The following is a 19,241-nucleotide window of genomic DNA, read 5'->3' as shown; positions in this document are numbered from 1 at the left end:
TCGAAGCGGCCGGATCGCACATCGTCAGCCCCCGACGGCATCACGCCGCAACGGTCAGGCAACCTGCTCCTGGAGCTTGATCAAGTCCTGCATGTTCTCCGGGCCTCCGCCGCTGTCCAGGTCCACCGCGGCTCGAACGTCACCTTCACCGGCAACGAGATCACCCACACCGGCGGCACCGGCATCGACCTTGCCGACGGCACCCAGAACTCCACGATCACCGGGAACTTCATCCACGACACCTCCGGTGGCGGTGTCTCCGTGGGCGAGGTGGACGACCGTCGGCCGGACTACTCCGACGCGGTCGGCATCTGGGCCGGCTGCACCCGACCATGCAGCGATGCCATGCGCAAGGACCTGGAACTGAGCGGGACGGCAGGGCGCAGCAGCGGATCAAAGGTCCTGGCGGGACCTTGGTGGTGACCACCGCCCCGCGCAGAGGTTGGCCAGATGCGCGGCGAGACAGCGCGGCTCCGTAGGGAGCGCGCACCGCCTCCCGTTGCCCAGGTCGGTTAGGGTCGCCTCGTGGCGGACGAACCAGCTCCGCCGCGTGAACTTGACCGGCCTGCGGTAGATCGCGACCGTGGTGCAGCCCTCACTGTGCCCTCGGTGTGCCCTCTCGGTGGGTGATCGGGGGTGAAAGTGCAGGTCAGAAGGGTGTCTGGGGGTACTGTGCGATTGAGAGTGGAGTTCACGACCGAGCCGTTCGACCTCGACGAGGCGCCCGCGCACGCGCTGGTCGCCCGGGAGGTCATCGAGGCGGCCGAGCTGGACGCGGTGGACGTCGGCCCCTTCGGCAACACCGCGGAGGGCGCGACCGACGCCGTTCTGACGGCGCTGGACGCCGTGCTGCGCAAGACCCTGGAGGCGGGCGCCACCCGGATCTCCGTGCAGGTCAACGTCATCGGGGAGGGCGGCGCGTGACCGGCACCGGGGACGAGCCGTTCATCACGGCCGTGAAACCGCTCGTCGACGCCATGGGCGGCGAGCTGCTCCCGCCGGACGAGGCCGGCCCCGACGACGTCGTGCTCGCCTGGGAGGGCGTCGACGCGGTCGCCGTACGGCTGCCACAGCTCGCGGACTCCCTCGACCATATCCTGGCCGCCATGGAGCGTAAGCAGGGCAAGCCGCTCGCCGAGCTGGACCGCAAGGCCAAGCAGGAGGTCGTACGGATACTCGAGGCGCGCGGCGCCTTCTCCGTACGGCACGGCGTGGAGACCGTCGCGAGCGCGCTCGGCGTCAGCCGGTTCACGGTCTACAACTACCTCAATCGCGAGAAAGAGGGCTGAGCAGGCGCCCCGCGCGGGGTTTCGTTACCCGGAATTTTCAACAAAGTGTTGACGTGATGTCGCCTCGGGGCGTTAGCTGACGGCACCCGCAGAAGCACGACGGCCGTTCGCGGCCACGGAGGCTGCCGTGACGTCGACATCCACGCCCCCGGGCCTGGCCCGGTTCAACGCCCTGGAGGAGCCCGCGGCCCACGCCGCACTCCACGAGGCGTGCGCCGCCACGGCGTGGGTACGGCGCCTGCTCGCCGCCCGCCCCTACTCCTCCGTCCAGGACCTGTACGCCGCCAGCGACGCCGCCATGGCCGAGCTGACCACGGCGGACCTGGCGGAGGCCATGGCCGGGCACCCGCCGATCGGCCGCCCCAAGGAGGGCGATCCGACCTCGGCGCGTGAGCAGCGGGGCATGGCGGGCGCCTCCGACGAGCTCAAGGCGGAGATGCTCGAACTGAACCTGGCCTACCAGGACCGGTTCGGCCATGTCTTCCTCATCTGCGCCACCGGCCTGAGCGCCGAGCAGATGCGCGACGCGGTCAAGGAACGGATCGGCAACGCGCCGGAGCAGGAGCGCGAGATCGTCCGCACCGAGCTGGGCAAGATCAACCGCATCCGGCTGGCCCGGCTCGTCGAACCCGTCGAAGAGGAAGCCTGAACCATGAGCACCAGCACCACCGCCTCCGTGTCCACGCACATCCTGGACACCAGCGTCGGCCGCCCCGCCGAGGGTGTCGCCGTCCACCTCTCCGCCCGCGGCGGCAGGGACGCGGACTGGCAGGCGCTCGGCGGGGCGGCCACCGACGCCGACGGCCGGTGCAAGGACCTCCCGGCGCTGCCGGAAGGGACGACCCATGTACGGCTCGACTTCGCCGTCGAACCGTACTTCGAGAAGAAGCAAGCCGATGCGCAGCAGGACGCCCCCGCGAATCGGGACAGCGGTGCCTTCTTTCCGGAGGTGGCGATCACCTTCGCCGTCAAGGCCGGCGAGCACTACCACGTACCGCTGCTGCTCAACCCGTTCGGCTACTCCGTATACCGAGGGAGCTAGCTACACATGCCCACCATTCTGGGACAGAACCAGTACGGCAAGGCCGAGAACCGAGTCGTCAAGATCACGCGGGACGGCGCCACCCACCACATCAAGGACCTGAACGTCAGCGTGTCGCTCTCCGGTGACATGGACGAGGTCCACTACTCCGGCTCCAACGCCAACGTGCTGCCGACCGACACCACCAAGAACACCGTGTACGCGTTCGCCAAGGAGCACGGCATCGAGTCCGCCGAGCAGTTCGGCATCCACCTCGCGCGGCACTTCGTGACGAGCCAGGAGCCCATCCACCGGGCCCGCATCCGCGTCGAGGAGTACACCTGGGAGCGGATGGAGCACTCCGGGAAGGGCGCGCACTCCTTCGTCCGCAAGGGCCAGGAGACCCGCCTCGCCCAGATCACGTACGACGGCTCGTCCTGGGAGGTCGTCTCCGGGCTCAAGGACCTGACCGTCCTGAACTCCACGGACTCCGAGTTCTGGGGCTACGTCAAGGACCGCTACACCACCCTGCCCGAGGCGTACGACCGCATCCTCGCCACCGAGGTCTCCGCCCGCTGGCGGTACAACTGGACCGACGACGGGCAGCAGGCGCCCGACTGGGACGCCTCCTACCAGGAGGCCAGGTCGCACCTGCTGCGGGCCTTCGCCGAGACGTACTCCCTCTCGCTGCAGCAGACCCTCTACGCCATGGGCACGCGGATCATCGAGAACCGCGACGAGATCGACGAGGTCCGCTTCTCCCTGCCGAACAAGCACCACTTCCTGGTCGACCTGGAGCCGTTCGGACTGAAGAACGACAACGAGGTCTACTTCGCCGCCGACCGGCCCTACGGCCTGATCGAGGCCACCGTCCTCAGGGACGGCCGCGAGGCGAAGATCCCGGCGGACCTCACCAACCTCTGAAGGACGAACCGTGGCAGCAACACAGCGCGTGGTCATCGAGAACTGCTCGATCGCGACCGTCGACGCGCAGGACACCGAGTACGCGTCCGGACACGTCGTCATCGCCGGCAACCGCATCGAGTCGCTGGGCGCGGGACCGGCCCCCGAGGGCCTCCAGGACGTCGTACGCCGCATCGACGCCTCCGGTCATCTGGTGACCCCCGGACTGGTCAACACCCACCACCACTTCTACCAGTGGATCACCCGGGGCCTGGCCACCGACCACAACCTCTTCGACTGGCTCGTCGCCCTGTACCCGACCTGGGCGCGCATCGACGAGCCGATGGTGTACGCGGCCGCCCAGGGGTCCCTGGCGATGATGGCCCGCGGCGGTGTGACCACAGCCATGGACCACCACTACGTCTTCCCGAAGGGCTCCGGCGACCTGTCCGGCGCCATCATCCGGGCGGCCCGCGAGACGGGCGTGCGCTTCACCCTCGCCCGCGGCTCCATGGACCGCAGCGAGAAGGACGGCGGCCTGCCCCCGGACTTCGCCGTGGAGACCCGGGAGGGCGCTCTCGCGGCGACCGAGCAGACGGTCAAGGAGCACCACGACGCGTCCTTCGACGCGATGACCCAGGTGGCCGTGGCGCCGTGCTCCCCCTTCTCGGTCTCCACCGAACTCCTGCGTGAGGGCGCCGAGTTGGCCCGCCGACTCGGGGTGCGGCTGCACACCCACGGCTCGGAGACGGTCGAGGAGGAGCAGTTCTGCAAGGAACTGTTCGGGATGGGCCCGACCGACTACTTCGAGTCGACCGGCTGGCTCGGCGAGGACGTGTGGATGGCGCACTGCGTCCACATGAACGACTCCGACATCGCCGCCTTCGCCCGGACAGGGACGGGCGTCGCCCACTGTCCCTCCTCCAACGCCCGCCTCGCGGCCGGTATCGCCCGCGTCCCCGACATGCTCGCGGCCGGCGTCCCGGTCGGCCTGGGCGTCGACGGCACCGCCTCCAACGAGTCCGGCGAACTGCACACCGAACTGCGCAACGCCCTGCTCGTCAACCGCCTCGGCGCGCACCGGGAGGCCGCGCTGAACGCCCGCCAGGCGTTGCGCCTGGGCACCTACGGCGGCGCCCAAGTCCTGGGCCGGGCACGGGAGATCGGCTCACTGGAGCCGGGCAAGCTCGCCGACCTGGTCCTCTGGAGGCTGGACACCCTGGCCCACGCCTCCATCGCCGACCCGGTCACCGCGCTGGTCTTCGGCGCGGCGGCCCCGGTCACCGCCTCCTTCGTGAACGGCCGTCAGATCGTCGAGAAGGGCCGCCTGTTGCACGTCGATGAGGACGCGATCGCCCGCTCCACCCGGGCCGAGGCCCAGCGGCTCGCACGGATCTCCGCGCAGGGCTGAGCAGTCGAGGAACTCCGGTCGAGGGGGACGGCCCTCGCCCGGTGGTCGCGGGCCCTCATGGGGTCCACGGCGACCGTCTCCGGGGCGCGCACGTCCACGCGCGCCCCGGAACGGTACTCGGGGGTGAGCCCCCCGATGGTGCACGCTGTCTCCCATGAACGAGTCCGGCCGTGTGGAGGCCTTCAGCGACGGTGTGTTCGCCATCGCCATCACCCTGCTCATCCTGGAGATCAAGGTCCCGGAGATCCACGGACACGGCGGCCTCTGGCACGCGCTGGGGGCGCAGTGGCCCTCGTACGCCGCGTACGTGGTGAGCTTCCTGGTCATCGGCATCATGTGGATCAACCACCATCAGCTCTTCAGCTACGTGGCCCGTGTCGACCGTACGCTGATGTTCCTTAACCTGCTGGTGCTGATGGTCGTGGCGGCGGTGCCCTGGCCGACGGCGATGCTCGCGAGGTATCTGCGGGAGGACGCGGCCTCGCACGTCGCCGCCGCCGTCTACAGCCTCGTCATGGTGGCGATGGCCCTCACCTTCCAGGCCCTGTGGTGGCACCTCACCCGCACCGGCCACCTCTTCGACGCCCGCGTCGACGTCCCGGCGGCCCGGGCGACCCGCGCCCGCTTCGCCCTCGGCACCCTCGGCTACCCCGTCACGGTCGGCCTGGCGTTCGTCTCGGCCCCCCTCACCCTCGCGGCCCACGGCCTGCTGGCCCTGTACTACGGCTTCAACCAGGTACCGATCCCGACCCGTGAGGACCCGGCCACGCCATGAGGTTGGCCAGCAGCTCGGCTTGCTCGACGGCGTCGTCGAGGGCGTGATGGGTGTGCGGCCGGCTCGACAGGAGATGGCGCGGCATGGTGCCCTTGGCGACGGCCCTCAGCGGCAGCCCGGCCTTCGTCGCGTACAGCGTCTTCATGTCCAGGCAGCCCGAGTGCCCGAACGGACTCGACCCGGTGAAGCGGATCAGGTACCAGTAGAGGAACGTCCAGTCGTACGACGCCGGGTAGCCGCACATCACCGGTTGGGCGCCCGCTGCCACCTCCCGGACCCAGTCGGTGAACTCGCCGAGAGCCACGGCCGGTTCGGCGCCCTCGCTCCTCAGCCGCTCCCGGTCAAGACCGCTGACCGCCAGCGCCTCGGGGACGAACTCCTCACTGATCGGCCGTAGTTCGCGGTAGAAGGTCCGCTCCTCCGGGTCCGCGGCGGTGAACCCTTCGGCGGTCTGCGTACCGGCGACCGCTGCGCCGATGCTCAGCAGGGAGTACGGGCCGGGGATGGGGCCGTCGGCCTCGATGTCGACGGAGATGTAGCAACTGGGCTTGACGCGTCGTACGGACATGAGGGCCGAGCATCGCAGGCGGGCGGCCGGCCCGCACCCGAAATTCAGGTCCGGCGGATCGACTGGCAGGGTGTGGCGCTGGGAAGTCGGCCCGCGAAGTACGAGCGGGGTGGCACCCCCATGAGGGTGCGGAAGTCGGACGTCATGTGGGACTGGTCGTAGTAGCCGGTGGCGGCGGCGAGTTCGGCCCAGGACAGGTCGGTGGCGTGGGCCAGGACGGCGCGGACGCGGTTGATCCGGGCGTAGTGCTTGGGGGAGAGGCCGACGCCCTCGGCGAACAGGTTCCTCAACTGCCGCTCGGAAAACGCGAGTTTTCGTGCGACATCCGGTACCGGACCGGGTACGTGTCCTGTGCGCAGCGACATCGCGTCGACCCCGGCGCGCACCAGTCGGGTGCGGGAGTCGTCCGAGGACGCGGCCAGCCGCTCCGGAAGCATGGCCGCGAGCCGGTCCACCGCCTCCTCGGGCTCCAGCCGGCGCAGCTCCCGCGCCAGCCGGCGCGCTCCTTCACCCGGCAGCACGTCCAGGGAAACGGCCCGGCCGACCAGGTCGAGGGCCGGAACTCCCAGCAGGGGCCTGGCCGTTCCCGGTGCCAGCCTCACCTCTAGGCACGAGATGAGGGGCTTGCCCTGGTGATAGGTGGCCCGGACGCGCGGCCCGACGACCAGCGCGGAGCTGCGGCCGTTCCCCTCCAGCCGGAGGACCACCTTGGTGTCGGGGTCCGGGAGGTGGACGAACGGCTCCTTCGCCACCGATCCGACGGCCAGCGAGTCGATGCCCGCGACCCAGGGACGCAGCACGTCGGGCAGGGGCAGGGCGCGCCGGGTCACGGGGTTCGTCACCCCTCCACGGTAAGCGCGGCGGGCGGGCGCCGAGGCCCGTGGACCGTGCCGGAATTTCCTAGAGTGCGGGCCCTTCCCGGCCCACCGTTGAGGTCATGATTCTTGTGACGGGTGCCACCGGCACCATCGGCAGTGAGGTCGTACGACGACTCGTGGCGCGCGGGGAGAAGGTGCGCGCCCTCACCCGGGACCCCGAGGGGGCGCGACTGCCCTCGGAGGTGGAGGCGGTGCGCGGCCACCACCGCGACCCAGCCTCGGTTCAGGCGGCGATGGCGGGTGCCAGCGCCGCCTTCCTGGTCGGGGTGTTCGGCCCCGACGACGCCGAGCACGACCGCGGCCTCGTCGAGGCGGCGCGGGCGGCAGGGGTGGGCCGGATCGTGAAGCTCTCCGGGATCGGCACCGGCGACCCGGCCGTCGGCCCGGTCGGCACCTGGCACGTGGCCGGTGAGCAGGCGGTACGGGACAGCGGAGCGGAGTGGACGATCCTGCGCCCCTCGGCGTTCGCCTCGAACACCCTGGGCTGGGCGGAGGCGGTCCGCGCGGGCACGCCGGTGCCGAACACGAGCGGGACGGGCGGTCAGGGCGTGGTCGACCCCCGGGACGTCGCCGAGGTCGCGGCGGCGGCGCTGGTGGAGGCGGGACACTCGGGGCGGACGTACACGCTGACCGGTCCCGAGGTGCTCAGCGTGCCGGACCAGGCCGCCGTCCTCGCGGAACTGCTGGGACACCCCGTCGAGGTCCGCGACCTCTCCGCCGCCGAGGCCCGCGCGTATCTGCTGGGGCTGGGCTTCACCGACACGTTCGTCGACGCCTCCGAGATCAGCAGGCAGTTCGTCAGGAACGGCGGCAACGAGGTCGTCACCGACGACGTACGCCACCTGCTGGGCCGGCCCGCGCGGACGTACCGCGAGTGGGCACGGGACCACAAGTCGGCGTTCGTACGGCTGGGTTGAGGCCAGGCCGACGGGGTGTGCCGCATAGAGTCACGGTATGCAGGAGATCGCGACCCGGCTCACCGTGCCCGCCACGTCCTCGGCCCCCGCTCTGGTGCTGCGCCCTTGGCAGGCGGCCGACGTTCCGGCGTTGGTCGAACTGATCGGTGACGAGGCGCTGCGGCGCTGGACTAGGTGGGACGTCGAGGACGAGGCCGGTGCCGTCCGCTGGATCCAGGCCCAGCGGCAGGGCTGGGCGGCCGGTGACCGCTTCGCCTTCGCCGTCGTCGAAGCCGCCACCGCGGCCACCGCGGGCGCCCGGGGCGAGCGGCCCCTCGGACACATGGTGCTCAAGCGCCCTGCCCCCGGCGCCCCCTCGGCCGAGGTCGGCTACTGGACCGTCGCGCATGCCCGGGGCCGCGGGCTCGCTCCCCGGGCCCTGGGGGCGTTGACCGACTGGGCGTTCACCGCCTTCGCCGGGGACGGACTGGTCCGCCTCGAACTCCGGCACCAGGTCGACAACGCCGCCTCCTGCCGGGTCGCCCAGAAGTGCGGATACGACCTGGCCGGGCTGCTGCCCGCCGCACCGCCCGCCTTCCCGCTCGACGGGCATGTGCACGAACGGACGCGGAAGAGCTGAGCCCGGTCACAGACCGAACAGGCTCGGGTCCGTCGCCAGCTCCTCGAACAGCTTCCGGGGTTCGGCGACCAGGCGGCGCTCCTCGAGGTCCAGCAGTCCGCCGACGGCCGTGATCTCGGCCGCCACCGTGCCGTCCGCCTTGCGGACGGTCTGCTCGATGCGGAACGTCTTGCCCTCGGACCAGGCGAACGCGCACGTCACCCGGACCTCGTCGCCGGCGATCAGCTCCCGCCGGTAGCGGATCGTCGTCTCCAGGGCCACCGGGCCGACGCCCCTGCCGATCAGCTCCGCCTGGCTGATCCCGGCCGCCCGCAGTAACGACCAGCGGGCGTGCTCCGCGTAGTTGAGGTACACGGCCTGGTTGAGGTGGCCCTGTACGTCGGTCTCGTACCCGCGCACGGTCACCGGGACGGAAAACGGTTCGCTCACAAGCTTCCTCTCCTCGTACGGCTCGCACAGTTGGACGATGTGACCGACTGATCTTGGCATGCCTGTCTAGGCCCGGCGAGGCGACGCCAGCAAGTAACGCGCCCCGGCCCGTGGGTCGTTGTGCTCGCTCACCTGCCAGCCGGCCCGCTCCAGCGTCGCCGCGCAGGCTCGCAGCGACCCCGGATCAGGCGCGTGCACGGCGACCGCCTCCGGCTGCGGCGTCGCCCGCACCAGGTACCCCGGGCCGCCGTCCCCCTGCGCGGGTCGGTGACCGGCCGCCTCCAGGGCGAGCGCGGCGGCCTGCACCAGATGCGACCGCTCCCAGCCGCACGGCCGGTCCGTCTCCCCGTCCCGGTTGGTCATGCGGCGCAGCTCCAGCAGCCCCTGCCAAGCGCTGTGCACCTCCCGGGTGCGACCGGGCCCGTCCGCCGCCGGCTCCTCACCGCCGACCCGCGCCGCGAACACCCCGCCGGCGGGTGCCCCGGCCTCGACCGGTGCCCGGGGCTCCTCGGCCTCGCGTATCCGATGCCCGGCCGGCGTCAGGAAGTGGTCGTGCGGCGGCCGCGGGTGCCGGAAGGCGAGCCCACGCTTCACGAGGGCCGCAAGCTGCGCCTCCGTCCCCTTCAGCCGCCCGGTGACGGGGTCGGCGGCGTCGATGACACGCCGCTGGGCGGCGGTCGGCGGTCGTGTCACGGCGTGCTCCCTCCCGGCGGGCAGGTCTCCGAAAGGCCCCCGCGCCCGTCCCCACCTGGCGCGATCAGCCCACTCGAAGACTACGACGAGGGTCTGACAACGCCCCGGGCGCGGTGCGCCGCTATCCCGCCGGCCGGATGTTCCACCCCGCGATCACCGGCCGCCCGTGCTCCGTCCCCAACCGGCCCAGCGTCCCGGTCGCCAGTTGGAAAAGCGCCCCGCCCGACGGCGGCAGACCGAGCCGTCTGGCGGTCAGCACCCGTAGGAAGTGCCCGTGCGCCACCAGCACCACGGCCCCCTCCGTGTTCGCGAGCGCCGCGTCCACCTTGGCCAGCATCCGGTCCGCCCGCTGACCGACCTGCTCCGGGGTCTCCCCGGGGTGCTCGGGCGGCCCCGGCGCCACGCCGTCCCTGAACAGGAACCACCCGGGCCGCTCCCGCTGGATCTCGATCGTCGTGACGCCCTCGTAGCCGCCGTAGTCCCATTCCCGCAGATCCACGTCGACCCGCACGTCGTGCAGCCCGATCAGCTCCGCCGTCTCGCGTGCCCGCTGCAGCGGGCTGACGAACACGGCGCCGATCCGGTGCGAGCGGATCAGCGGCACCAGGCGCCGCGCCTCCTCCCGCCCGCGCTCGGTCAGCGGCACATCGGTCGCCCCGGTGTGCCGCCCGGACCGCGACCACTCGGTCTCACCGTGCCGGACGAGGAAGACGTCACCCATGAGCCCCAGGCTACGAGCCGATGCGCCGAGCGCCCGGAAGAACTGCCGTCAGTGACCTGCGGCGTACGAGAGGAAAGCGGCCCACTGCTGAGCAGCGAAGGCGAGCTGGGGGCCTGGCACGCGCTTCGAGTCCCGTACGTGGATGGCCTCGGGGGCGAAGGCGACCTCCACACACGCCGGGCCGTCGTTCGTGCTGTAGCTGCTCTTGAACCACTCCAGCGCCGAACCGTTCCCCATCGAGGGGTTGGTCATCATGTCTCTCCCAGCACTTTCTCGACGAAGGCCAGCGACTCACGGGGCGTAAGCGCCTGGGCCCGGATGATGCCGTAGCGGATCTCCAGGACCTGGATCTCCTTGGGGTGGGAGATCAGACGGCTGATCAGCTGGACTTCGTTGTGTCCCACCGTGTCTCCCTCCTTGAGCCGCAGCAGTTGGAACGAGCCTGCCAGACCAGCATGGTCCTCGCGGTCCGTCGGCATCACCTGGATTTCTACGTTCCGGCGCTGGCCGAACTCCAACAGACGTTCGAGCTGCCTACGCATCACCATTCTGCCTCCGACAGGGCGGCGCAACGTGACCTCCTCCTGGACGAAGCTGAAGATCGGCGTCGGCTGCCTGTCGAAGACTTCTTGCCGCCCCATACGCGCAGCGACAAGGCGTTCCATCTCCTCCTCGGTGAAGAGTGGCCGCCGCATCCCGTACAAAGCCCGTGCGTACTCCGGGGTCTGCAGCAGGCCGTCAATAACGGTGTTGGTGTAGGCGCAGATCTCGACCGCCTCCCCCTCCAACTTCGCCAGATCCCGCACCTTCTTCGGATACCGGGCCTCCTCCACGTCCTTCTTCAACCCGGCGATCAACCCACCGGCGTCCAGAACCCCGTCGGCCGCCTCCAGAAACGTCGGACTCGGCGCCCTGCGCCCCCGCTCCACCGACGAAACCTGCTCCTCGCTGTACCCGATGGCAGCCCCCAACTCGGCCTGCCTCAGTCCCTTCCGCTCGCGGCACGTCTTGACGACCCGCCCCACCGTCCGCAGGACCGCCGCGGACTCCTCGTCATCGGCGCCGTACGGCTCCATCCCGTCGCCGCCCTGCGGCTCTCGCCCCGTCACGCCCACGCCCGGACACCTCCACGTGCCGCCCGTACCCAACTCCCCGCCGACGCACGACGTGACGCCACACCGCCCGGACAGAGCCGGACAGCACCCGGACAGTGACGCCACGTACCGCTGTCGTTACTGGTCAGCGTAGAGTCGCGTGACCACGCTGAGTGACATGAACGCCGATATTGCCCCCACGACGGCCCCGCACCCGGCCCCCGTCCGCCACTTCGCGATCCGCCTCTCGGCCACGCCCAGAGGCGCCCGCCTCGCCCGCCGCCTCGCGGCCGAGCAACTCGACAGCTGGGGCTGGCCCTACGACACCGACGCCAACCACACGGCGACCCTCCTCGTGGCCGAACTCGCCGCGAACGCCGCTCTGCACGGCCGGGTGCGCGGCCGTGACTTCCGCCTCCGTCTCACGCTCTACCCGGCGGACCCGGCCCTGCGTATCGAGGTCACCGATCCCCGCCCCGACCGCCGTCCACCGACCCCCGGCGACCTCCGGGCACCCTCCCCGGAGTCGGACTCCGGCCGAGGTCTCGTCCTCGTCGAGGCCCTGGCCACCCACTGGGGAACGACCGGCAACGACCCGTACACCAAGACGGTCTGGTGCGAAGTCGCCCTCGGGTGACCGAAGAAGCTACTGCCGGTACCCGCTGAGGAACCGCCCGATCCGTCCGATCGCCGCCTCCAGGTCGTCCGCGTAGGGCAGCGTGAGGATGCGGAAGTGGTCCGGGGCCGGCCAGTTGAAGCCGGTGCCCTGGACCACCTGGATCTTCTCCCGCAGCAGCAGGTCGAGGACGAACTTCTCGTCGTCGTGGATCTTGTGGACCTTGGGGTCGATGCGCGGGAAGGCGTACAGCGCGCCCTTCGGCTTCACGCAGGACACACCGGGGATCTCGTTGAGTTTCTCCCAGGCGACGTTGCGCTGTTCGTAGAGCCTGCCGCCCGGGGTGGTCAGCTCGCGGATGGACTGGCGGCCGCCGAGCGCGGCCTGGATGGCGTACTGGGCGGGCGCGTTGGCGCACAGTCGCATGGAGGCCAGCATCGTCAGGCCCTCCAGATAGTCCCTCGCGTGCTGCTTCGGGCCGGTGACCACCAGCCAGCCCGAGCGGAAACCGGCCACCCGGTACGTCTTCGACAGACCGCAGAAGGTGAGGACGACCAGGTCCGGGGCGAGGGCGGCGACGGAGTGGTGCACGGCGTCGTCGTACAGGATCTGGTCGTAGATCTCGTCGGCGAAGACCATCAGGCCGTTGCGGCGGGCGAGGTCGAGGATGCCCTCCAGGATCTCCTTCGGATAGACCGCGCCGGTCGGGTTGTTGGGGTTGATGATCACGACGGCCTTGGTGCGGCTCGTGATCTTCGACTCCATGTCGGCCAGGTCCGGGTACCAGTCGGCCTGTTCGTCGCAGAGGTAGTGAACCGCCTTGCCCCCGGCGAGCGTTGTCACCGCCGTCCAGAGGGGGAAGTCGGGGGCGGGGATCAGGATCTCGTCGCCGTCCTCGACCAGCGCCTGTACGGCCATGGAGACCAGTTCGGAGACGCCGTTGCCGAGGAAGACGTCGTCGACGCCGACCTCGAGGCCGAGCGTCTGGTAGCGCTGGGCGACGGCCCGGCGGGCGGAGAGGATGCCGCGGGAGTCCGTGTAGCCGTGGGCCTGCGGGAGCATCCGGATCATGTCCTGGAGGATCTCCTCCGGTGCCTCGAAGCCGAACACCGCGGGGTTGCCGGTGTTCAGGCGCAGCACGCTGTGGCCCGCCTCCTCCAGCGCGTTGGCGTGCTCGATCACCGGGCCGCGGATCTCGTAACAGACCTCGCTGAGCTTGTTCGACTGCCGGAACTCCATGCTCGCTCGCCCCTCCGGTTTCGTGTGTTGCTTGGTTTTACCAAGTTCGAGCTTGGAAAGTCCAACAACATGTCTAGACTGCGTCGCATGTCACCTCGCCGAAGCTACGACCAGTACTGTTCCGCAGCCCGCGCCCTGGACCTGGTGGGCGACCGCTGGACCCTGCTGATCGTCCGGGAGCTGCTGGCCGGTCCCCGCCGCTACACCGACCTGCACGCGGACCTGCCGGGCGTGAGCACGGACGTACTCGCCTCACGGCTGAAGGACATGGAGCGTGACGGCCTGACCAGCAGGCGGCGGCTGCCACCGCCCGGCGCGGCCTACGTCTATGAACTGACCCCCCGTGGACGGGAGTTGCTGCCCGTGCTGCAGGCGCTCAGCCGGTGGGGTCAGGCCGAGCTCGGCGACCGGCGGCCCACGGACGCCCTGCGCGCCCACTGGTTCGCGCTGCCCCTGCTGCGTGCGCTGGAGGGGGAGGGGCTGGTCGAAGTGCGCCTGGAGGAAGGTGACTTCCACCTGTACGTGGGCGCTGAGGACGGTCCGGTGTACGGTGACGGGCCCGCCCCCGCCGAGCCGGACGCACGGCTCGTACTGGACGCGGAGACCTGCGCGGCCGTGGCACGTGGGGAGTTGGGGCTCGGCGAGGCGGTACGGGCCGGGCGGGTCACCGTGACCGGGGACGGCACGCTCGCGAAGGCGCTGAGGGAGGCGTGACGAAGGGGCCCACCGAGGCGAAACCGGTGGGCCCCTTGGCGTACCGTCAGGATCCCGGCGGCACCCGCGACGGCCGGCCCGACCCCCGCGTCAGCGCATAGCCGCCGATCCCCGCGAGGGCGGCGAGCACCGCGCCCACGCCGGTCCACACCCACCGGTCGGACCACCAGCCGGACGACCAGCCGCCCTCGGGCTCGATGCTGGACAGCACCGCCGACTTCGACGAACTCCCGGCACTTTCCTCGGGCTTGGAGGACACGGAGATGCCCGGCACCAGTGGCTTCGCCAGGGTGCCGTCGACCGCCGCAGCGCCGCCGACGTCCTTGGAGTCGACCTGGAGCAAGGCGCCGATCGGCTGGCCGAGGTCGGCCGTGGTCAGGTTCAGCACCGTCAGCCGGACGTAGTACGTGCCGGGCAGCGGGTCATTGGCCCACGGCTCGGACCAGGCGCGGACCGTGCGCAGGACGCAGGCCAGATCGACCGACGTGTCGCCCTGCGCCACCGTACGGGTCTGCGCCCCGTACTGGCAGGACTGGCGGCGGCGCAGGCCGTCGTACACATCGATCTGCCAGGTCTGGGGCGCGTGCGACTGCGGCAGCTTCACGGTCGTCCTGACCGTGGGGCGCTGTCCGGCGTCGGCGGGGAAGGACCAGTACAGGTAGTCGCCGGTGGAGGCGCTCGCCGTGGCGCGCTGCCCCTGCTTGATCTCGGTCGCCGTACGGAAGGACGTGCCCGCCGTCGTCGGTGCGCCGCCGTCCGAGGACGAGGAGGGCGAGGGCGACGGTGAGGAGTCGGCCGCCGCGGGGCCGGCCGCGAGGCCCAGGGCCAGCAGTGTTGCGCTCAACGCTTTTGTGATCCACATCAGTTGGTCCTCCAGACCGCGACCCGCCAGCGCGACAGCCAGCCCCAGATCAGACCGGCCAGGAACCCGACCAGCACCAGCACCCCGAGCAGCCACCAGCCGCGTCCGAGCCCGAAGGAGGCCACGTCGCTCGCGGGCGAGGGGCCGTCGACGACGTCGACCGTCAGCTCCAGCGGGAGACCGGGGGTGGTCTTGACGCCCGGCGCGGCCGAGAAGGAGTGGGTGACCTGCAGGCACACCGTCTCGGCGGCCGGCTTGTCGCTGTCGTCACCGTCCCGTTGGGGCTCGGGGTAACGCAGCCCGGTCGAGATGACGTCCGTGCGTCCGTCGCCGGCGGCCTCCCCGCGCACGATCTCGCGGCCGTGCACCGTGACGGCCCGCAGCAACGTGCCGTAGGCGGGGGTCACGGCCCGGTCGGCCGCCACGCTCACCGAGGCGCGCAGTTCCTGGCCTGGCAGGACCTCCACCCGGTACCAGCGCTCCTGCCCGAACTCCTCCCGGTCGCTGTACAGGCCGGACTTGAGCGTCGGCGCGTCCGTGCACCCCGAGGCGCCCTCGGTGGCCACCGGCGTCACCACCGGGTTGGCCGCGCGGTCCACCAACTGGTTGACCTTCTTGGTGAGTTCGCCCGTGTGCTCGACCGAGGTGTACGTCCCGCCGGTCGCCTCGGCGATGCAGCTGAGCTGCTTGTTCATCTTGGTGTCGGGGACCAGGCCAAGCGTGTCGATGGTCATGCCGATGCCCTTGGCGGCGATCGCGCGAGCCACCTCGCACGGGTCGAGCGGGGCGCAGGTGTCCTCGCCGTCGGTGATCAGGACGATCCGCTTGGAACCCGCGCCGCCGGCGAGGTCGTCGGCCGCCTTCAGCAGCGCCGGGCCGATCGGCGTCCAGCCGGTGGGGGAGAGGGTCGCCACCGCCGTCTTGGCCCCCGTACGGTCGAGCGTGCTGACCGGGTAGAGCTGCGCGGTGTCCTTGCAGCCCGTCTTCCGGTCGTTGCCGGGGTAGTTGGCGCCGAGGGTGCGGATGCCGAGCTGGACCTCCTGCGGTGTCGCGTCGAGCACCTCGTTGAACGCCTGCTTCGCCGCCGCCATCCGGGTCCCACCGTCGATGTCCCGGGTCCGCATGGAGCCACTGACGTCGAGGACGAGGTCGACCTTGGGCGTGGCCCCGCCCGTGGGTTCGCCGGCGCTCGCCGCGGCCGGGAAGGCGAGCCCCGCCGCCAGGGTGGCGAGCAGGGCGCACACTCCTGCCGCCAGCCGTTGTGTTCTGATCATCGGCGGATCCTATTGATCAGGTGCGCCATGATCCAAAACGAGCGGGGTGGTACCGGGAGTTCAGCGGATTCGGCAGCTCCGCCCACTGATCCCCCGCCGTCCCCGGCGACATCCGCATCAGCGTCAACGCCTTCGTCGGCAGCGGCCCCCCGACCAGCGCGACCAGATCCGGCGAGCGGGGCAGATCCCGTACGGCTGTCTCCAGCGCCGTCCCGAGCACCGGCGCCGAACCCGCCGTACCGGCCAGGGCGCCCGCCACCAGCGAGCCGAACAGCTTGCGGCGCAGGACCGGCACGTCGTCCGTGACGATCCGTCCGCTCAGCTCCGGAACCGGGATGCCGTGCCGGGTCAGCCTGGCCGGGCTGACCCGGATGTCGGCCAGGTCGCGGTAGACCAGCCGCAGCGGGGCACCCGTCCGGTCCAGGACCACCAGCAGGTTCTGACCGTGCGCCTCCAGGGCCACACCCAGCTCCAGCAGGCGCAGGCCGACGGTGAGGGCGAGGCGGGTGAACTCGGCGAGCCAGGAGGGGGACGCGGGCAACGCGGTGGTGGACAGCGCGGCCACCGGCACGACCCGCTCGCCGCTGTCCGTCGCCGCGTACTTCTGTGGCGACTCCCGCAACACCGCCGCGAGGTCGGGGGAGTCGGCCGTGGCCGCGCCCAGGGTGCGCGTGACGTGCAACAGACCGTCGCAGCGCGCGGCCAGCGACTCGGCGAACGAGGACAGCGTGGCCGAGAGGCCCACCGAGTAGACCGAGATGTCCCGCACCGAGGACGTCAGCCGGGCGCTCAGCGCGGTCTTGACGTGCGGACCGCCGGGAACAGCCAGCGTGCGCAGGGACATCAGCGGGTGCGCGCCGAGCCATGGGTCGCAGGTGCGCTTGAGCACGTGTGCCGCCTGCCACGGGTGCACCGGCAGCAACAGCCGTCCCCCGTCCCGTAGTTCGTCCGGCCACTCGCCGGTCACCAGGCACTCGCCCGCCGCCACCGGCACCGTCCCCAGCTCGACGACCGGCCGGTGCTCGGGCCCGTACGCCAGTTGCTCCACCACCGAGAAACCGGGCCGGGAACGGCAGTTGGGGTGGAAGGGGTGCCCGTCGACCACCCGCTGCTCCCACTCCCGGTCCCGTTCGGGCCACTCCTCCGTGACCGGCTCCTGGCCGGCCCTCGACAGCGCCAACGAGGCGACGCTGTGCGCGAGTTCGGCCGCGAAGCCGCTCCCGTGCGGCACGGCCAGGTCGGTCATCAGCAGCGCCGGATGGTCGTACTCCATGTCGTCGAGGCTTACGGCCGTGACGTACTCGGTGGTCGCGTACGGGTCGGCCGCCGGTCCGTGCAGCCGGCGCCCGTCCCGCAAGCGCAGGGTGAGCCCGTCCCGGCCCGGCTCGCGGCCGGTGATCCAGGGCAGCGGCTCATGGGCGAGCGCCCGCCACAGCCGGGTCAGTACGGCCGCCCGGGCGCCGGACAGCTCGGCCGCGTACCGTGGCAGCAGGCCGGGGCGTACGGCGGCCAGCTCGTCGGCGACCTCGGCCTCCGCGGGGTGGGGACGGTGCACGGGCTGGCTCCTCGCAGGAAGTACGGCGTCATGAACAGGATGCGACGCCCTCCATACTGATCGTCTTGGCCCCGAACTGATCGTCTTGGCCTCGAACGGACCTCAGGGAACGAGTGGAACGCGTGGATCTCAACCTCCCGCCCGCAGCCGACGACACCGACCGCGCCGACGCGTACGCCGCCGCGCCGCTGCTCAACTGTCTGCTCCGCGAGGTCGCCGAACCGTTGGCCGATTCTCGCCCGCACGGCACCACGGCCGGACCGCCCGGGGCGGGCGCCGACGCGATCCGAACCTACCGGCTGCCCGGTGTCGACCGTCTGCTGCGGGTGCGCGGCGACCGGCGTCCCGCCGACCCCGAGGTGTACACGGCCGGCGCCTGGCACCGCGTCGGCCACACCGAGCTGGTCAAGCTCGTCGCGGAGGAACTGCGCCGCGACACCGGCCTGACCAACCACGAACTCCCCGCCGAGATGATCGACAGCCGAGACGCGGTGGCCGCGCTCCTCGCCGCCCGCGCGCGGCGGACGGCGCCCACGGACCCGTACCGGCGTTCCGAGCAGTCGCTCGTCACCGGCCACCCCTACCACCCGGCGCCCAAGGCGCGCGGCGGCGGCCCGGTCGCGGGCTGGCTGCCGTACGCCCCGGAGGCGTACGCGAGCTTCCCGCTGGTGCTGCTCGGGCTGCGTGAGGACTCGGTCGTCGAGGAGGGCGACACCTCGGCGCTGGACGCGCTGGGCGAGGCCCCGCCGGGCTACCGGCTGCTGCCCGCGCATCCCTGGCAGCTGGAGCTGGTCGACCTGACGGAGGCCTTCGCCGACGGCCGCCTGGTCCGGCTCGGCACCACCGATGCGGACACCTGGCCGACGGCCGCGATCCGCACCCTGTACGCCCCCGAGCAGGATCTTTTCCTGAAGTTCAGCCTCGACGTGCGCATCACCAACGACATCCGGCGGCTGTGGCGCCACGACCTGCTCAAACTCCGCCGCACGGACGAGGCCGCCGGGCGCGCCCTCGCCGGGGGGCCGGCGGCCTGGCTGAGCGACCGCGGCTACCGCACCGCCGCCTTCGCCTTCGAGGAGCTCGCGGTGCTCGTCCGCGACGGGCTGCGCGGCCATCTGCTGCCCGGCGCGACCCCGCTGCTCGCCGCGGGCCTCGTGGAGGGCTTCGAGGGCGACCCGCTCGCCGGGGCCGCGGATCCGGCGGCCTGGTGGGAGGCGTACCTGGCGGTCGTCGTGCCCCCGGCGCTGTCCGCCTTCGCCGAGCACGGTGTCGTGCTCGAGGCGCATCTGCAGAACGTGCTGGTCGCGGTGGACGCCGACGGGACACCGGTGCAGGCCCTGTTCCGGGACGCGGAGGGCGTGAAGCTGCTGACGGACGTGGACCGGGCGGCCGGCTGGGAACGGCTGGTGTACTGCCTGGTCGTCAACCACCTCAGCGAGGTCGCCGCCGCCCTGGCCGAACACCACCCCGGCCTCGACCCCTGGCCCGCCGCCCGCCGCGCGCTGGCCCGCCACGACCTGCCCGAGACGGCCGCCCTGCTCGCCTCCCCGACCCTGCCCGGCAAGACCAACCTCCTGCTGCGCTGGACCGGCGCCGACGGCGCGGACGCCCGCTACCTGCCGCTGCCCAATCCGCTGGCCGGGTGAGGGGGCGGGAGCGCGGT

25 protein-coding genes are annotated in these 19,241 nt (G+C 71.6%); 13 read left to right on the top strand and 12 right to left on the bottom strand.

Translation table 11 applies throughout. The features are described from left to right. Positions 1 to 54: 54 nt before the first annotated feature. Positions 55 to 237, bottom strand: a complete 183-nt coding sequence (locus tag ACIRVK_RS26175; RefSeq protein ID WP_404251046.1) for a hypothetical protein — start codon at positions 235 to 237, stop codon at positions 55 to 57. Between ACIRVK_RS26175 and ACIRVK_RS26170 the strand changes: the two genes are divergently transcribed. From ACIRVK_RS26170 to ACIRVK_RS26135, 8 genes are all read left to right on the top strand, one after another. Further along, complete coding sequence (locus ACIRVK_RS26170; protein WP_404251144.1) at positions 160 to 423, top strand: hypothetical protein; 264 nt, start codon at positions 160 to 162, stop codon at positions 421 to 423. The genes ACIRVK_RS26175 and ACIRVK_RS26170 overlap by 78 nt on opposite strands. A 249-nt stretch (positions 424 to 672) precedes the next feature. Beyond that, entirely contained in the window at positions 673 to 924 is a 252-nt protein-coding gene (locus ACIRVK_RS26165) for a hypothetical protein (protein ID WP_404251044.1), read from the top strand. Continuing rightward, positions 921 to 1,289: a helix-turn-helix domain-containing protein gene (locus tag ACIRVK_RS26160; RefSeq protein ID WP_404251042.1), complete on the top strand. Its 369-nt coding sequence runs from the start codon at positions 921 to 923 to the stop codon at positions 1,287 to 1,289. The genes ACIRVK_RS26165 and ACIRVK_RS26160 overlap by 4 nt, the downstream gene beginning before the upstream one ends. 127 nt (positions 1,290 to 1,416) lie before the next feature. Next, positions 1,417 to 1,938, top strand: a complete 522-nt coding sequence (gene uraD, locus ACIRVK_RS26155; protein WP_404251040.1) for a 2-oxo-4-hydroxy-4-carboxy-5-ureidoimidazoline decarboxylase — start codon at positions 1,417 to 1,419, stop codon at positions 1,936 to 1,938. Between the two features lie 3 nt (positions 1,939 to 1,941). After that, entirely contained in the window at positions 1,942 to 2,331 is a 390-nt protein-coding gene (uraH, locus tag ACIRVK_RS26150; RefSeq protein WP_404251038.1) for a hydroxyisourate hydrolase, read from the top strand. Positions 2,332 to 2,337: 6 nt separating this feature from the next. Beyond that, positions 2,338 to 3,234, top strand: coding sequence for a factor-independent urate hydroxylase (gene pucL / locus ACIRVK_RS26145; RefSeq protein ID WP_404251036.1), 897 nt, complete (start codon positions 2,338 to 2,340; stop codon positions 3,232 to 3,234). A gap of 10 nt (positions 3,235 to 3,244) precedes the next feature. Then, complete coding sequence (locus tag ACIRVK_RS26140; protein WP_404251034.1) at positions 3,245 to 4,624, top strand: 8-oxoguanine deaminase; 1,380 nt, start codon at positions 3,245 to 3,247, stop codon at positions 4,622 to 4,624. A 154-nt stretch (positions 4,625 to 4,778) separates the two neighbouring features. Then, positions 4,779 to 5,399 carry a TMEM175 family protein gene (locus ACIRVK_RS26135; protein WP_404251032.1) on the top strand — a complete coding sequence of 207 codons (621 nt, stop codon included), beginning with the start codon at positions 4,779 to 4,781 and terminating at the stop codon, positions 5,397 to 5,399. Here ACIRVK_RS26135 and ACIRVK_RS26130 read toward each other — a convergent pair. After that, the gene (locus tag ACIRVK_RS26130) at positions 5,353 to 5,967 is read right to left on the bottom strand and encodes an exonuclease (protein ID WP_404251030.1); all 615 of its coding nucleotides are present in this window, start codon (positions 5,965 to 5,967) and stop codon (positions 5,353 to 5,355) included. The two genes, ACIRVK_RS26135 and ACIRVK_RS26130, sit on opposite strands and share 47 nt — an antisense overlap. 44 nt (positions 5,968 to 6,011) lie before the next feature. Continuing rightward, on the bottom strand, positions 6,012 to 6,809 hold the full coding sequence (locus tag ACIRVK_RS26125) for a helix-turn-helix domain-containing protein (protein ID WP_404251029.1): 798 nt from the start codon (positions 6,807 to 6,809) through the stop codon (positions 6,012 to 6,014). Positions 6,810 to 6,904: 95 nt separating this feature from the next. On the opposite strand from ACIRVK_RS26125, the gene ACIRVK_RS26120 reads away from it, so the two are divergent. Further along, a complete protein-coding gene (locus tag ACIRVK_RS26120; protein WP_404251027.1) occupies positions 6,905 to 7,762 on the top strand; it encodes an NAD(P)H-binding protein in 858 nt (285 codons plus the stop codon). A 37-nt stretch (positions 7,763 to 7,799) separates the two neighbouring features. Beyond that, positions 7,800 to 8,381 (top strand): GNAT family N-acetyltransferase, encoded by a 582-nt coding sequence (locus ACIRVK_RS26115; RefSeq protein WP_404251025.1) that lies wholly within the window; start codon positions 7,800 to 7,802, stop codon positions 8,379 to 8,381. A 6-nt stretch (positions 8,382 to 8,387) separates the two neighbouring features. On the opposite strand, the gene ACIRVK_RS26110 is transcribed toward ACIRVK_RS26115, so the two are convergent. From ACIRVK_RS26110 to ACIRVK_RS26090, 5 genes are all read right to left on the bottom strand, one after another. Next, complete coding sequence (locus ACIRVK_RS26110) at positions 8,388 to 8,810, bottom strand: acyl-CoA thioesterase (RefSeq protein ID WP_404251023.1); 423 nt, start codon at positions 8,808 to 8,810, stop codon at positions 8,388 to 8,390. A gap of 66 nt (positions 8,811 to 8,876) precedes the next feature. Further along, a complete protein-coding gene (locus ACIRVK_RS26105) occupies positions 8,877 to 9,503 on the bottom strand; it encodes a hypothetical protein (protein ID WP_404251021.1) in 627 nt (208 codons plus the stop codon). 121 nt (positions 9,504 to 9,624) lie between these two features. Next, positions 9,625 to 10,224 carry a histidine phosphatase family protein gene (locus ACIRVK_RS26100; protein ID WP_404251019.1) on the bottom strand — a complete coding sequence of 200 codons (600 nt, stop codon included), beginning with the start codon at positions 10,222 to 10,224 and terminating at the stop codon, positions 9,625 to 9,627. Positions 10,225 to 10,272: 48 nt separating this feature from the next. Beyond that, the gene (locus ACIRVK_RS26095; protein ID WP_404251142.1) at positions 10,273 to 10,476 is read right to left on the bottom strand and encodes a DUF397 domain-containing protein; all 204 of its coding nucleotides are present in this window, start codon (positions 10,474 to 10,476) and stop codon (positions 10,273 to 10,275) included. Next, a complete protein-coding gene (locus ACIRVK_RS26090) occupies positions 10,476 to 11,300 on the bottom strand; it encodes a helix-turn-helix domain-containing protein (protein WP_404251140.1) in 825 nt (274 codons plus the stop codon). Before ACIRVK_RS26090 ends, ACIRVK_RS26095 begins: the two co-directional genes overlap by 1 nt. A 196-nt stretch (positions 11,301 to 11,496) precedes the next feature. On the opposite strand from ACIRVK_RS26090, the gene ACIRVK_RS26085 reads away from it, so the two are divergent. Continuing rightward, positions 11,497 to 11,955 (top strand): ATP-binding protein, encoded by a 459-nt coding sequence (locus ACIRVK_RS26085; protein WP_404251017.1) that lies wholly within the window; start codon positions 11,497 to 11,499, stop codon positions 11,953 to 11,955. Between the two features lie 9 nt (positions 11,956 to 11,964). Here the strand turns inward: ACIRVK_RS26085 and ACIRVK_RS26080 are convergent, their stop codons facing one another. Continuing rightward, complete coding sequence (locus ACIRVK_RS26080; protein ID WP_404251015.1) at positions 11,965 to 13,173, bottom strand: pyridoxal phosphate-dependent aminotransferase; 1,209 nt, start codon at positions 13,171 to 13,173, stop codon at positions 11,965 to 11,967. Between the two features lie 87 nt (positions 13,174 to 13,260). Between ACIRVK_RS26080 and ACIRVK_RS26075 the strand changes: the two genes are divergently transcribed. Then, entirely contained in the window at positions 13,261 to 13,887 is a 627-nt protein-coding gene (locus ACIRVK_RS26075) for a winged helix-turn-helix transcriptional regulator (protein WP_404251013.1), read from the top strand. A gap of 46 nt (positions 13,888 to 13,933) precedes the next feature. Here ACIRVK_RS26075 and ACIRVK_RS26070 read toward each other — a convergent pair whose 3' ends face one another. Genes ACIRVK_RS26070 through ACIRVK_RS26060 form a run of 3 tightly spaced genes read right to left on the bottom strand, consistent with a single transcriptional unit; the run spans position 13,934 to position 17,578 of the window. After that, complete coding sequence (locus ACIRVK_RS26070; RefSeq protein ID WP_404251011.1) at positions 13,934 to 14,749, bottom strand: hypothetical protein; 816 nt, start codon at positions 14,747 to 14,749, stop codon at positions 13,934 to 13,936. Beyond that, positions 14,749 to 16,023, bottom strand: a complete 1,275-nt coding sequence (locus ACIRVK_RS26065; protein WP_404251009.1) for a VWA domain-containing protein — start codon at positions 16,021 to 16,023, stop codon at positions 14,749 to 14,751. The genes ACIRVK_RS26070 and ACIRVK_RS26065 overlap by 1 nt, the downstream gene beginning before the upstream one ends. Before the next feature lie 16 nt (positions 16,024 to 16,039). Further along, positions 16,040 to 17,578 carry an IucA/IucC family protein gene (locus ACIRVK_RS26060; RefSeq protein WP_404251007.1) on the bottom strand — a complete coding sequence of 513 codons (1,539 nt, stop codon included), beginning with the start codon at positions 17,576 to 17,578 and terminating at the stop codon, positions 16,040 to 16,042. Between the two features lie 113 nt (positions 17,579 to 17,691). On the opposite strand from ACIRVK_RS26060, the gene ACIRVK_RS26055 reads away from it, so the two are divergent. Next, a complete protein-coding gene (locus ACIRVK_RS26055) occupies positions 17,692 to 19,224 on the top strand; it encodes an IucA/IucC family protein (RefSeq protein ID WP_404251005.1) in 1,533 nt (510 codons plus the stop codon). Positions 19,225 to 19,241: the final 17 nt, after the last annotated feature.

The organism is Streptomyces sp. NPDC101152 (assembly GCF_044768275.1).
Classification (GTDB): domain Bacteria; phylum Actinomycetota; class Actinomycetes; order Streptomycetales; family Streptomycetaceae; genus Streptomyces.
Note: the sequence above shows the minus strand (reverse complement) of the source record. Positions and strands in the feature narration are given on the sequence as shown.

Excerpts from the sequence above, each read along its gene's own strand:
- uraH (WP_404251038.1), top strand. The coding sequence starts at position 1,942 with ATGAGCACCAGCACCACCGCCTCCGTGTCCACGCACATCCTGGACACC.
- pucL (WP_404251036.1), top strand. The coding sequence starts at position 2,338 with ATGCCCACCATTCTGGGACAGAACCAGTACGGCAAGGCCGAGAACCGA.
- ACIRVK_RS26135 (WP_404251032.1), top strand. The coding sequence starts at position 4,779 with ATGAACGAGTCCGGCCGTGTGGAGGCCTTCAGCGACGGTGTGTTCGCC.
- ACIRVK_RS26130 (WP_404251030.1), bottom strand. The coding sequence starts at position 5,967 with ATGTCCGTACGACGCGTCAAGCCCAGTTGCTACATCTCCGTCGACATC.
- ACIRVK_RS26120 (WP_404251027.1), top strand. The coding sequence starts at position 6,905 with ATGATTCTTGTGACGGGTGCCACCGGCACCATCGGCAGTGAGGTCGTA.
- ACIRVK_RS26115 (WP_404251025.1), top strand. The coding sequence starts at position 7,800 with ATGCAGGAGATCGCGACCCGGCTCACCGTGCCCGCCACGTCCTCGGCC.
- ACIRVK_RS26100 (WP_404251019.1), bottom strand. The coding sequence starts at position 10,224 with ATGGGTGACGTCTTCCTCGTCCGGCACGGTGAGACCGAGTGGTCGCGG.
- ACIRVK_RS26095 (WP_404251142.1), bottom strand. The coding sequence starts at position 10,476 with ATGACCAACCCCTCGATGGGGAACGGTTCGGCGCTGGAGTGGTTCAAG.
- ACIRVK_RS26090 (WP_404251140.1), bottom strand. The coding sequence starts at position 11,300 with ATGGAGCCGTACGGCGCCGATGACGAGGAGTCCGCGGCGGTCCTGCGG.
- ACIRVK_RS26085 (WP_404251017.1), top strand. The coding sequence starts at position 11,497 with ATGAACGCCGATATTGCCCCCACGACGGCCCCGCACCCGGCCCCCGTC.
- ACIRVK_RS26080 (WP_404251015.1), bottom strand. The coding sequence starts at position 13,173 with ATGGAGTTCCGGCAGTCGAACAAGCTCAGCGAGGTCTGTTACGAGATC.
- ACIRVK_RS26075 (WP_404251013.1), top strand. The coding sequence starts at position 13,261 with ATGTCACCTCGCCGAAGCTACGACCAGTACTGTTCCGCAGCCCGCGCC.
- ACIRVK_RS26070 (WP_404251011.1), bottom strand. The coding sequence starts at position 14,749 with ATGTGGATCACAAAAGCGTTGAGCGCAACACTGCTGGCCCTGGGCCTC.
- ACIRVK_RS26065 (WP_404251009.1), bottom strand. The coding sequence starts at position 16,023 with ATGATCAGAACACAACGGCTGGCGGCAGGAGTGTGCGCCCTGCTCGCC.